This is a genomic window from Brevibacillus brevis (genome assembly GCF_900637055.1).
GTDB lineage: Bacteria > Bacillota > Bacilli > Brevibacillales > Brevibacillaceae > Brevibacillus > Brevibacillus brevis.
The window spans coordinates 5861891-5875000 of record NZ_LR134338.1 but is presented as its reverse complement, the minus strand read 5'-3'; the positions used below and the strand labels follow the sequence as shown (position 1 = coordinate 5875000).

The following is a 13110-nucleotide window of genomic DNA, read 5'->3' as shown; positions in this document are numbered from 1 at the left end:
ACCATGCCAGGTGGGCAGTTTGACTGGGGCGGTCGCCTCCTAAAAGGTAACGGAGGCGCCCAAAGGTTCCCTCAGAATGGTCGGAAATCATTCGTAGAGTGTAAAGGCAGAAGGGAGCTTGACTGCGAGACCTACAAGTCGAGCAGGGACGAAAGTCGGGCTTAGTGATCCGGTGGTTCCGCATGGAAGGGCCATCGCTCAACGGATAAAAGCTACCCTGGGGATAACAGGCTTATCTCCCCCAAGAGTCCACATCGACGGGGAGGTTTGGCACCTCGATGTCGGCTCATCGCATCCTGGGGCTGAAGTAGGTCCCAAGGGTTGGGCTGTTCGCCCATTAAAGCGGTACGCGAGCTGGGTTCAGAACGTCGTGAGACAGTTCGGTCCCTATCTGTCGCGGGCGTAGGAAGTTTGAGGAGAGCTGTCCTTAGTACGAGAGGACCGGGATGGACGCACCGCTGGTGCACCAGTTGTCACGCCAGTGGCACAGCTGGGTAGCTATGTGCGGACGGGATAAGCGCTGAAAGCATCTAAGCGTGAAGCCCCCTCCAAGATGAGACTTCCCACAGCGCAAGCTGGTAAGACCCCTCATAGACGATGAGGTTGATAGGTTCGGTGTGGAAGCGCGGTAACGCGTGGAGCTGACGAATACTAATCGGTCGAGGACTTATCCACACACTTAGCAATCATGCGTATTCAGTTTTGAAGGAATAAGACGAAAAGCTGTATTCCCGGTTACTTGAAAAAAGTAATGGAGAATGCAGCTTTTTTTGTATTTCCGCCAGCACCTACAAATCTAATTCAAAAAAATACGTGCTCTAATAAAAGGAGCGTGTGCACAGCCGAGATCGGCGAGTGTGGTCATTATTGTGATTCCGGTCGATTATGCTATGCTGAATGACATACAGCTTTTTCAAATGAAAGAGGGATCAATATGCTTATTCTTGCAGTGGAGGATGAAAAAGCGCTGCTTCAGACAATTGCAGGAGTCCTGACCGATGAGGGATATCAGGTGGATACGGCAGAGCGCGGAGATGACGGCTTGTTATTGGCGGAACGCGGCATCTACGATTTGTTGGTCCTGGACATTATGATGCCAGGAATGGATGGCCTTTCACTGGTGAGAACGTTGCGTGCAAAAGGTATAATAACGCCAGTTTTGTTTTTAACAGCAAAAGATAGCGTAGAGTCGAGAGTCGAGGGATTGGATGCTGGAGCAGACGATTATTTGGTCAAGCCTTTTGCGGCTGAAGAACTGACGGCGAGAGTGAGAGCCCTTTTGCGCCGACAAGGGAAACAGAATACAGAAGGCGAGCTGGCGTACGGTCCGCTATCGCTGAAGATAAATGAATATGACGGGTTTGTTGATGATGAGCCGATGAAGCTAACGACGAAGGAGTACGAGCTGCTTAAGTACTTCCTGCAAAATCGGGAGCAAATATTGACGCGCCAACAAATTTTTGACCGCGTATGGGGAATTGATTCAGAAGCGAATTATGGAGTGGTCGATTTGTATGTCCACTACCTGCGCAAGAAGCTGGGTGCTTACGAAGGCTTCATCCGAACGATCCGCAATGTGGGCTACATTTTGAAAAAGGAAGACAAATGATGTTTCGAAAAACGAGGATTCGGCTCGTAACGTTGAACGTAGTAGTGGTGCTTCTCTTGTTGAACGGGCTGGGGAGTGCCGTCTACTACACCATGAAGTACCGCCTCTATTCGCAGGTGGACCGAGAAATGACCAAAGTCAGTCAAAGGCTGGCAGTAGATTCTTTGCCCCGTCTCCATCGAATTGAAGACGACCCTTTTCCATACAACCGTCAGGAGAGGAAAAAGTTTAACGATCTGGATCGCCGATATGTTTTGCTCGTCTGGGATAGCTTTGGTCGTGTCATTGGGACCGCATTTGGTGACCGGCTGGAGCCACAGGAATATGCAGAATTCCAGCATAATGGAAAAGCAGACGGAATCGAAACGAAAACGGTGAATGGACAAGTCTATCGCGTGCAGACAGTTACTGTTCCGAAAAAGGTCATTGTAGGCAATCGGATACAGACCGCGTACCAGTTTCAACTGATTTACAATCTGGCACCTGAGCAAAACATGCTGGACAGCTTGCTGTACGTTGTCATAATCGGCGACATTATCAGTATTGTCATTGCGATCGTGGCTGGGTGGTTTTTGGCGAGAAGAGCACTAATTCCGATCCAAGTCTCGTGGGAAAAACAACAGCAGTTTATTGCCGATGCTTCCCATGAGCTGAGGACGCCGCTCACGGCCATCATGGTCAATCTGGAAAGGCTTTTCAGACACCCGGATCATACGATTGAGCAAGAAAGCGAAAAAATCATGATTGGGATGCAGGAGGCCAAACGCTTGAGCAAGCTCGTCTCCGATTTGCTCACACTGGCTCGCAGTGATTCTAACGAGCTGCAGATCATGAATCAGACGCTGCGCTTAGACGAAGTAGCGATCAAATGCACCCAGGTGTTTGCACAACTTGCCATCGCACGGGAAATTCGTCTCGAAACAGACATCCAGCAACCCATTGAGATGGTGGGGGACCAAGAACGTCTGCATCAGCTCATGGTTATCTTGCTGGACAATGCCTTGAAGTACACGAACAAGGACGGTCGGATTTATGTCGCTTGTAAAAAGGAAGGAAGTCGCGTTTCGATTCTCGTAAAAGACAGTGGGATCGGGATTTCCAAAGACGATATTCCGTATTTGTTTGATCGCTTCTTTCGAGTGGATAAAATGCGCTCTCGAGCGACAGAAGGGACAGGCTTGGGGCTTTCCATTGCCAAATGGATCGTGGATGCGCATCACGGAAAAATTCAGGTCAGCAGCGAGGTAGGTATCGGAACGAGTTTTTTGGTTACACTTCCAATAAAGCCTTAAACAGATGGAAAGAACCGTTTTCCCGGCGTAGGGAATCGGTTCTTTTTTCAAATAGTGGAGCAATTCCATTTAACATACTTTTATGTTTCAAATATCTCTAAATCGAGGTAAACTATAAGCAGAGAGGAGTGGCGTACTCATGAACATGACGATCACTAAAGCAGCGGTAGCATGGTTTCGGGAAGAATGGGGATGCAAAGAAGGAGACAGCATTCGTTTTTTTGTCCGGTATGGGGGCGTTAGTACGGTTCAGGATTCATTTTCGATGGGGATTGCCAAAGAGTTGCCGAATGAAATCGGGATTTCGACAGTAGAGGATGGCATCACATTTTATATGGAAAAAGATGAGTTGTGGTATATGAATGGAAGAGGGTTGATTGTCGATTATCGGCCGGAGACTGACGAAGTAGAATTTAAGCTGGATTAATCAAAGAAAATAATAGCGAGTAGATGAAGGGCTCCGGATATACGGGGCCTTTTTCCATGTGCGAAAAAACCAAAATACCATATTTTACAAACAAAAATGTATGTTATATTATGGGTGCATAAATGGAAAAAGGAGGGAGTTACATGCGTTTACTTGATTCTTACTTGGAGCTTGGCATTACGGGAATGGCACGTGCAGCTGTAGCAGGATGGTTCGACGGTCACTATGGGGCAGCCTTATTAGCAGGGTACTTCATGGATCGTGAGCATGATCTCCCTGAACATGTAAAAGAGGGCATTGAGCGGACATGCGAGTCCTTCCGCAAGCAAAAACCTGAATGGTTTGTTCCACTAGATCAAGACGAGCAAGCTGACCCCTCCTTGTTACAGCACGTCATCGATGGCCTCCAGCAAAATGTGAAGCAGCTTCGAACATCAGGGCATGGACTAGCACTAGGTGTGTTGGCATTAAAAGCACTGCGCGAACGCCCTGATATGATCACTCCGACTGTGGTGGATGGCCTGGTCAGGATTCTCCAAGCGACGACAGAAGACAGGAAAGACCGTTATTGGGGCATCGAGAATTATCATGGCATGACGATTGACGATGTCAAAGACGAAGTTGCGCCTTATGATTCAACCGCAGAGATGGCAGAGAGAGCGTTTGACGAGCTACATTTGGTTATACCGCCGCGTGATATTAACGGGGTACGCTATCATTTGGCGAGCGAGGTCGTTCATAACATCACACATGCTCATGCGTTAACAGATCTAGAGCGATTCGGTTATGAGAATATTGTGAAGCCTGGTATCGTAAATCATCGTCTTCAAATCTATTTAAATCGCCATGTTCCTCCGTTTACTTTGGAGGATGAGGTGAAGGAGCCAGCATTCGAGGAAATCTTTTCACCGCTGTACTGGGAAAGAACATACAGCGATCCACATGCATTGAAGCTTCCGTATGCTGCACTGGATTTGCTAAAGCGGTTTCCGCCAGAGAAGAGAGCTCATGCCGAGCGTAATTTGTGCAAGCTTTTGACGATTACGGATTAATACAATCATCATATAAATAAAAAGAACAGGGAGGCCAATAGGCACTCTCTGTTCTTTTTTCACTTCGATTGAGTGTCGACTACCAGGTAGGAATGACAGTCGTAGTAGACTCCCGATTCGCATAGTAGCTTTTATGCTCGATCAGGGCATTGCGAATGGCAGACTCATTGATGTCGAAACCGATTCCTGGAGTTGTCGGTACAGCCAGCATACCAGGTGCTGCAAAATCGATGACAGGTGTCACGATATCTTCCGCAAAGTAGCGATGGGAAGGGGATGTGTCGCCTGCAATCGTGAAGTTGCTAAGCGAAGCCATCGCGATGTTGTGCGCGCGGCCAATCCCTGCCTCCAGCATTCCACCGCACCAAACAGGTACGCCGCGTTTCTCACACAGGTCATGAATCTTCTTGGCGTCGGTCAGACCGCCTACGCGACCGATCTTGATGTTGATAATCCGGCAACTGCCGAGCTCGAGTGCTTTGCGGGCATCTTCCACCGTATGGATACTTTCGTCGAGGCAGATCGGCGTTTTCAGCTCCCTTTGCAAGGTCGCATGGTCGATAATGTCGTCATGGGCCAATGGCTGTTCAATCATGATCAAACCGAAGCCATCCAAAGCCTTCAGCATCTCCATGTCTGCCAGTGTATACGCAGAGTTTGCATCCGCCATCAGCGGAACGTCTGGTCCAAATGTGTTACGGATCGCACGCATTGGCTCGACATCAAAGCCCGGTTTGATTTTCACTTTGATCTTTTTGTAGCCGTCACGGATGAAGCCCTCTACGCGTTGAAGCAGTTTTTCGATGGTCGGCTCGATTCCGATACTCACACCGACGTCAATCGTCGTACGAGTTCCGCCCAATGCTTGGGAGAGGGAGAGGCCGTTCATTTTGGCGTGCAAATCCCAGACGGCACCCTCTAAAGCGGCTTTGGCCATGTGGTTGCGGCGCATCCAGGAGAAGAGGCGGGATACGTCATCAGGATGCTCGATCTCCCGTGAAAACAGCTGCGGGATCAAATACTTTTCGAGCATGTACCAGACCGTATCGACATCTTCCTCGTTGTAGACTGGGACGTCCATCGCGACGCTTTCGCCGAAGCCGACATGGGCACCGCTGTATGCACGGACCAGAATGCATTCCTTGTGGGTTTCGACTCCCATGCTCGTCTCAAAAGGGGAATTCAACGGAATTTTGATTCGTTGCAGGTCCACGCGTTCGATTTTCATGTTCATCTCTCCTCAACCGTTCATATGGATTGTCGCTCAAACGTTTTCAGTACCGTTCTTGCCAAAATCTCGATGCCGTCTAGCAGTGCTTCTTTTTCAAAAGTCATCTGCGGGTGATGAAGTCCTGGTGTCAGGCCACAGCCTAAACCTAGCATGGTCGCGCGAAGCTGTGGACGTTCTTTGGTGTAGTAGTGGAAGTCTTCCGCGCCTGGTGTCTGGATCGGCGGTTCGAGTTTTTCTGCCCCCAAGGCTTGGGTAATGGCATCCGCCATGATCAGTCTCGCTTCTTCATTCACTTCCGCTGCATAGACACGTTCGGTGATCTCGTACGACAGCTCAACTTCATAGAGACGGGAAACGTGCTGCAAAATGTGCTCGACACGGGCAAATAGGGCGTGAATGACTTCATTCGTCTGTGCCCGCAGATCCAAGTGGAACTGCGCTGAGCCCGGAATGATATTGCTGCTTTTGCTGCCGGCTGCAAGCTGCGTCATTTTGACCGAATAAGGGACGAGCGGATCGAGGTGAATGCCTTTTAACTGCTCAACAATCGCTGCGGCTACCTCGATAGCGTTGACTCCGAGATGAGGCCGTGCGCCATGAGCATCGGCACCCTTGATTTGCCCGAATATCGTACCAGCGGCCCCATGCAGGATCGCAGAAGCAGCTGTACCGCGCGGAATTTCTTGAATAGGACGAAGGTGTACGCCGTACAGAAAATCAACATCGTCCACTATTTTCTTGTTCACCATCGCAAGTGCGCCATTTCCGCTTTCTTCCGCTGGTTGGAAAATGAGCTTCAGGCGCCCAGGGAGCTGGACGCCCATTGCTTGCAGTACCATGAGGACGCCTAATGCCATGGTCATATGCGCATCGTGTCCGCAGGAATGGTTAGCGGTAAAGACGCCGTTCACTTCTTGCCAGAGTGCGTCCATGTCTGCTCGTACGCCTACAGTCAATTTTCCTGGCGTCAGATCGCCCCATTCGCCAACAACTCCCGTCACGTCGTCAAAGGTAGTGACGCGGCAATGGTGTTTTTCCAAGAAGTCAGCGATAAACGAGGTGGTCTGTACTTCCTCCCAGCTTATCTCTGGATGCTGGTGTAAATGCTCGTATAGAGAAAAAATGGCGGGCTGCAATTGTTTGATCGTTGTGCGCATGGTTCCTCCATCGGTTTAGTTCGTGGGTAGTTGATATGTGAAGCGAAGGCTACGCCAATCCATTTGTTACGAAACGCCGATTGTCACTGCTACAATGAGCGCGATCGAGGCGATCACGGCCCAGCCAGCCAGCAGCTTCCAAATGAATTTGACCCATTTCTCATACGGAATGCCTGCAACAGCCAGATAGCCCATCAACGCAGAAGAAGTCGGGATAATCGAGTTGGTAACAGCATCACCGTATTGGAAGGCAAGAACCGCTATCTGACGTTGGATGCCGAGCAAATCCGCAATCGGCACCATGATCGGCATGGTTGTCGCTGCCTGTCCACTACCGGAAGAAATGAAGAGATTGAGAAAGGCTTGAATCACAAACATGGCGATGACGTTTACGGCATCTGGCAAATGACCAATCGCCGAAGTCAGACCGTTAATCATCGTATCGATAATTTTTCCGTCTTCCAAGACGACCGTGATCGCACGGGCAAAACCGACGATCAGCGCGCCAAACGTAACGGCTCTCGCACCAGCGACGAAGGAATCGAACAGCGTATTGACCGACAAACCTCCGACGAGACCAGCAACCAGGCCCATGATCAGGAAGGAAGCAGTAAGCTCTGTCAGGAACCATTCGTACTTGAATACACCGTATACGTTGAAGGCGAGACCACAGACCATTACCAGGAACACGAGCTTGTGGCGTGCATTCAAATCTGGGATGTCTACTGTTGCCTGTTCTTGACTAGCGTGATTCTCTACGCCATAAAGCACACTCTTGGTCGGGTCTGCTTTGACACGGTACGCATAGCGCATGACGTACCAGATGGCAAAAGCGAGCACGAAGACATACACAACGGCACGGAAGGTAAGTCCAGAGAAGAGCGGTAATTGCGCGAGCGACTGCGCCACCCCAACTGTAAATGGATTGATCATCCCGCCCATGAAGCCGGCTGCCGCCCCCATGGTGATCATGGCTGTACCAGTTACGGCATCAAAGCCCATTGCACGAGCCAGCGCAATACCGATCGGAACGAAGATGATGCTTTCTTCTGCCATTCCCATCGTGAAGCCACCGATGGAGAAGAGGAACATGGAAGCAGGAATAAGCAGCTTTTCCCGACCCTCCAAGTGTCGGACCCCTTTATTGATCCCGGCTTCAATCGCTCCGGTCTGGCGGATGATTCCGAATACACCGCTTACAATAAAGATGTAGAAAATGATTTGCGCTCCTTTTTGCATCCCTTCTGGAATCGCTTTGAACATGTCAAAGAACGAGACCGGATCACTTTCTACAGGATGGTAGCTGCCGTTGACGACGATGGTTTTGCCTGAGGCAGCGTCCTTGACGCGTTCGAACTCACCTGCCGGGAGCACGTAGGAAGCCAGGGCTGCCAAAATGATGATGATAAAGAGGATGGCATACGTATGCGGCACAGAAAAACGTTTCTTTGCAGGTTTCAATGGATGTGTAGACATGAGGTCACCTCGCTTTTTTTTGCTTATGACAAGCAAGGGTCGTGCCAAGTGTCGAAATTTCCCGAATATAAGCGTTTTCAGTGGATTTTCATAGGCAAGGTAAGGGAATAAAATGAGCTTTAGGAATGTTTATTAGGTTTTATGCAGCCTAATACACCCTATTATTCATTGGGCGGAAGCTAAATTCGCCCGTGTTTTCGCAACAATTCGATACCCGCGGGGGTGATGGAGGTTCCTTGTCGGGTTGTGCCTGAACGCACGAATCCTTGCTGCTCTAGCAGTTTCAGCTTGTGGCGCAGTGCGCTCTCCGTCCAGCCTACGGATTGTAGTTCAGGGGAGTGAGCCAATTGATAACGCCCGACTGGTTTGTTGGATACGTAATAATGATGCAAGCAATACAAAATATCCAGGTCGCGGTTGTCGTCCAATTTGGGGATAGAAGCCGTCTGCTGCTTTTGAAATAGGCTATCGGTCAAACGTTTGGGAAGATCCTGAATGCCGATGACAGGATGCTCGCTTACCGTAATGGCGTAGTCGACGACATTTTTCAGTTCGCGAATGTTCCCCCGCCAGTCATGGCGATAGAATAGCTCCATGACTTCTGGCGACCATGTTTTGCGAATGCCTTGCTGCTCCAGATGCTCATCGATAAGAAGGGGAATATCACTGATTCGCTCGCGCAAAGCGGGAATCTGGATCGGCAGGACAGCCAAGCGATAGAACAGATCCTCGCGAAAGCTTCCTTGGGAAACAGCGTCTTCCAAATCGCGATTGGTAGCAGCGATGATGCGGCAATCCACAGAGAGAATGCCTGTTCCGCCTACACGGATGACCTGCTTTTCTTGCAGTACGCGAAGCAGCTTGACCTGAATGGCTCCAGAGATGTCCCCCACCTCATCGAGAAAAATCGTCCCACCGTCCGCTTGCTCAAACAGGCCGGGCTTTCCGCCTTTTCGCGCTCCTGTAAAGGCACCGTCTTCGTAGCCGAACAGCTCGCTCTCCAGCAGGTTTTCCGGCAAGGAGGCACAGTTGATTGCGACAAAGGGGCCGTTTTTGCGTAGCGAGTGCTGATGAATGGCATGGGCGAACAGCTCTTTTCCCGTTCCGTTTTCGCCTGTCAGCAGGATCGTTTGATTGTTTTTTGCCATCTTTTTGCCGAGCTCGATGACTTGGAGCAGCGGTTGGCTTTGTCCTTTGATATCGGAAAAGGAGTAGGTGGCTGTATGACCGCGCAACGTAAGTGTAGTTCGCAAGCGCTGGATTTCGGTCACGTCTTTTAGCGTACAAACGAAGCCTAAATGCTCATGCCTGCGGCGGATGCTTTGACTGCTGACGATAAATTGCTTGTGATCAATGGTTACGAGGGCGTCCTCCTGATCTTCCTGCTCAAAAAAGGGCTGGAGCAAGCTGTACTCCTTCAACACCGTGTACGGTTGTCCAACAATAGAGGATGCATGTGGACAAAACAGCTCAACGGCGACGTCGTTTATAAACGTGATCAGACCTTGTTCGTTACAAGCGATCACGGGGTCTTTGACTGCCTGAAAGGTAGATTGCAGCTGGCTGTTCAGCTTCTGTACTTCTGCATAGGAGGTGCCGAGCATTTTGGCGAGCTCAGACATTTCCAAGATAAAGGCAGACAAATACTCGCGCTCCCATTCACTGGGCACGCCTACTTTGCGACCGATATCAATCAAGTCATGAATGTTGATTTTGCGAAATCCGAGATCGATAACCTCTACGTGAGGAGGCAACGGTACGTCAGCGATGCTCATAATGATCGCGTATTGAAATTCAAGATCATCAAATGTACAGCCAGGGTGAAAAGGGACGTAATTGATATGATCAACGTTCGCCTCTATTAAATTTTGAATGACCTCTTGTGCAGTCACAGGCGAATTATTCATGACAGGTACGGTCGTCCCCGGAGGAATCTGCATCAGCGCTTTCATTTTGCGCAACTCGAAAAAACGGTTTAAAACCGTGATGGGTACGGAGTCAGCGACAGCTTGACGGGCCACTGTGTACAGCTCCGGGGATTTGGTGGTAATAAAGACATGATCGACTCCGCTCAAATCGGGAATGTGCTCATGGCTGGCATAGCCGATGACTTTGCAATACGGTTCGAAATAAGCCCGCAGTTCTTTTAGCAAAAATTCGAGAGTGTCCGTTCCTTTTGCAATTAAGACAATGGTGTGGTCCATGCTGCACCGCCTTTGCTCAAACAATCGTGAATGTTTTGTAATCTCATGATAGCACAATGCATGGCTGTCATCGGATGGATTCGCTTGTATAGAGAGGAAAGACAAGGATTGATTTGCGGGCGGGGAGATATGGTTTAATAGAAGATAGAAAAGCAATAACAGGAGCAGGAGGAATCAGCATGGAGGACAGATTGGTTCCAGAGGTGCTGCAAATGATTGGGGAAGTCGTGCCAGACGGGGTATCGATTGCAATCTCAGACGGCTCACAATACTTGTACTATCAGCCGAGTTCCAATATTGATTTGAAAATTGCGCCAGGGGATCTCGTTCCCATTGGCTCGGCTACACATCAAGCGCTCATGGAAATGGGAAAAGTGGGGCATCAGGTGGAGAGTCGTATTTTTGGCGTGCCGTACTACGGACTCTCGCTTCCATTAGTCCGAAATGGTCAGGTCATGGGCTGTATTACCGCCATCTATCCACCTCAAAGCGTTCCGCTCACCAATCCGGAGCCGCGTCTATCGTTTTTGGTCGGAAAAGGGGAGGACGGCTGGCTGCCTATTCCATTAACGGAGATCGTCTATATCAGCTCTCATGAAGGCAAAACGCTTCTGCATACGGCTAGTGGATCATATATGAACAAATACAACATGGCGGAACTCGAGTACATACTTCCACAAGAGCGATTTGTGCGCTGTCATCGGTCGTATTTCGTCAATATGGAATCGATCGGCTTTATTCACCCGCATTTTCATTCGACGTTTTTATTGGAGATGAAGGACAAGCAAAAGACAAGGGTTCCTGTAAGTCAGTCGTACGCCAGCTCGTTTCGGCAATTGCTCGGCTTCTGAAATATCTGATAAATGAGAATGGTTCGCTGTCGTTTTTTCTTGATCGCCGCGTAAATATTCTGTTTTGTTGAAAATTGAGTGCCCGCTCAGAATCCGTGTGCTAGTGTAAAGGCAACAAAGATGGCATGGGAGGTCACAATGATGTGGGAGCGCTTACGCGATAAACGACTGGCAGATAAAATCGTGACAGCTGAGGTAGCAGCAGGATGGATTGAGGATGGCATGACGATCGGGTTAAGTGGTTTCACGCGTGCTGGTGATGCCAAGGTCGTGCCGCTCGCATTGGCTGAGCTGGCGAAACAAGAGAACAAGCCTTTTGGCGTAAACGTATATACAGGAGCTTCACTCGGCTCCGATGTAGATGCCGTGATGGCGGAAGCGGGGATCATCAACAAGCGATTGCCTTTTCAAGCAGATCCGGTCATGCGCAAAAAAATCAACGATGGCAGCATGATGTTCGTTGATCAGCATCTGTCGCATACAGCAGAAGCCATCCGTCAGGGAGCGATAGACCCGATCGATTACGCAATTGTGGAAGCGGTTGCAATTACAGAAGAGGGCATGATCATTCCGGCTACGTCCGTGGGGAACTCCAATATTTTTGTGGAAAATGCCAAGCATGTCATCATTGAGCTGAACATGGCTCAATCGGTGGAGTTGGAAGGCATTCATGATATTTATACACCAGCGAAACAGGGAGAGCGTGAACCGATTCCGCTCACGTCCGTGGATCAGCGAATGGGCACAGCAGGGATTCCCGTCGACCCGGATAAAGTAAAAGGGATTGTCCTGACGAATCAGTTGGATTCTCCCTCGACGATTGTGGAGCCGGACGAAGAAACGGCGCAGATTGCGGCACATCTGATCGAGTTTTTGCGTCAGGAGGTAAAAGAGGGACGCTTGCCGAACAATCTCGCGCCATTGCAATCGGGAATCGGTTCGGTAGCGAATGCGGTTTTCAACGGGTTTTTGGATTCGGAGTTCACGGATCTGACTGTCTTCTCGGAAGTGTTGCAGGATGCGGTGTTTGATTTGCTTGATGCAGGTAAAATTTCGTTTGCCTCAGGCTGTTCGATTACGCTGACGGCTGACAAGATGAAGCATGTCACCGAAAATTTCGCTCAATACCGTGACAAGCTGCTATTGCGTCCGCAAGAAATCACGAATCATCCGGAACTGATTCGCCGCCTTGGTCTGATTGCGATCAATACCGCGATTGAAGCGGACATCTATGGCAACGTCAACTCGACCAATGTATCGGGTACGCGAATGATGAACGGCATCGGCGGCTCTGGTGATTTTGCTCGCAACGCACGTCTGGGCATCTTCGTAACCAAGTCGATTGCCAAAGGCGGAAATATTTCGAGCATCGTTCCGTTTGCCTCCCATGTGGATCATACCGAGCACGATGTAGATATTATCGTGACTGAGCAAGGCTTGGCTGATCTGAGAGGCTTGGCTCCGCGTCAAAGAGCCATCAAAATTATCGAGAATTGTGCGCATCCGATGTACCGCGATCAATTGATGGCGTACTACGAGGAAGCACTCACACGCGGCGGGCACACCCCGCATGTACTGGAAAAAGCATTCTCGTGGCACGTACGTTACGCGCAGGAAGGCACGATGCTGGAGAAAAAGCCAGCGTTGGTTTAGGCGATTAGTCGATGGAATGATGAAAAAACAAACCCGCTCGGGCATAGAAGCCTTGGCGGGTTTTTCTCGTCTCCATTGCATTTCTGCAAGCAATCGCCGGAAGTAACGGACTTGTACCGGATCAGTGAGGGAGTACATGACCGAACAAAAAAGAGGCT

The 13110-nt window shown here is 49.7% G+C and carries 10 protein-coding genes and 1 rRNA gene (1 of these 11 running past the window's edge); 7 read left to right on the top strand and 4 right to left on the bottom strand.

Annotated elements, in window-relative coordinates; translation table 11 throughout:
* The 5 genes from EL268_RS28480 to EL268_RS28460 all read left to right on the top strand — a co-directional run.
* Positions 1-675 (top strand): 23S ribosomal RNA (locus EL268_RS28480); it begins 2254 nt to the left of the window's first position.
* Between the two features lie 259 nt (positions 676-934).
* The gene (locus tag EL268_RS28475) at positions 935-1609 is read left to right on the top strand and encodes a response regulator transcription factor (RefSeq protein WP_106652568.1); all 675 of its coding nucleotides are present in this window, start codon (positions 935-937) and stop codon (positions 1607-1609) included.
* A complete protein-coding gene (locus EL268_RS28470; protein ID WP_106652569.1) occupies positions 1606-2901 on the top strand; it encodes a sensor histidine kinase in 1296 nt (431 codons plus the stop codon). Before EL268_RS28475 ends, EL268_RS28470 begins: the two co-directional genes overlap by 4 nt.
* A gap of 139 nt (positions 2902-3040) precedes the next feature.
* Positions 3041-3328, top strand: coding sequence for a HesB/YadR/YfhF family protein (locus EL268_RS28465; RefSeq protein ID WP_007728959.1), 288 nt, complete (start codon positions 3041-3043; stop codon positions 3326-3328).
* A gap of 143 nt (positions 3329-3471) precedes the next feature.
* Entirely contained in the window at positions 3472-4380 is a 909-nt protein-coding gene (locus EL268_RS28460) for a hypothetical protein (RefSeq protein ID WP_106652570.1), read from the top strand.
* A gap of 79 nt (positions 4381-4459) precedes the next feature.
* Here the strand turns inward: EL268_RS28460 and menC are convergent, their stop codons facing one another.
* From menC to EL268_RS28440, 4 genes are all read right to left on the bottom strand, one after another.
* The gene (gene menC, locus EL268_RS28455; protein WP_106652571.1) at positions 4460-5608 is read right to left on the bottom strand and encodes an o-succinylbenzoate synthase; all 1149 of its coding nucleotides are present in this window, start codon (positions 5606-5608) and stop codon (positions 4460-4462) included.
* 20 nt (positions 5609-5628) lie between these two features.
* Positions 5629-6768, bottom strand: a complete 1140-nt coding sequence (locus tag EL268_RS28450) for a M20 peptidase aminoacylase family protein (protein WP_106652572.1) — start codon at positions 6766-6768, stop codon at positions 5629-5631.
* Positions 6769-6834: 66 nt separating this feature from the next.
* A complete protein-coding gene (locus tag EL268_RS28445; protein WP_106652573.1) occupies positions 6835-8244 on the bottom strand; it encodes a YfcC family protein in 1410 nt (469 codons plus the stop codon).
* 179 nt (positions 8245-8423) lie between these two features.
* Entirely contained in the window at positions 8424-10448 is a 2025-nt protein-coding gene (locus EL268_RS28440; RefSeq protein WP_106652574.1) for a sigma 54-interacting transcriptional regulator, read from the bottom strand.
* 179 nt (positions 10449-10627) lie between these two features.
* On the opposite strand from EL268_RS28440, the gene EL268_RS28435 reads away from it, so the two are divergent.
* Together EL268_RS28435 and EL268_RS28430 are read left to right on the top strand one after the other, a co-directional pair.
* Complete coding sequence (locus EL268_RS28435; RefSeq protein ID WP_106652575.1) at positions 10628-11299, top strand: LytTR family DNA-binding domain-containing protein; 672 nt, start codon at positions 10628-10630, stop codon at positions 11297-11299.
* Between the two features lie 141 nt (positions 11300-11440).
* The gene (locus EL268_RS28430) at positions 11441-12952 is read left to right on the top strand and encodes a succinyl-CoA:acetate CoA-transferase ScpC (RefSeq protein ID WP_106652576.1); all 1512 of its coding nucleotides are present in this window, start codon (positions 11441-11443) and stop codon (positions 12950-12952) included.
* Positions 12953-13110 lie beyond the last annotated feature (158 nt).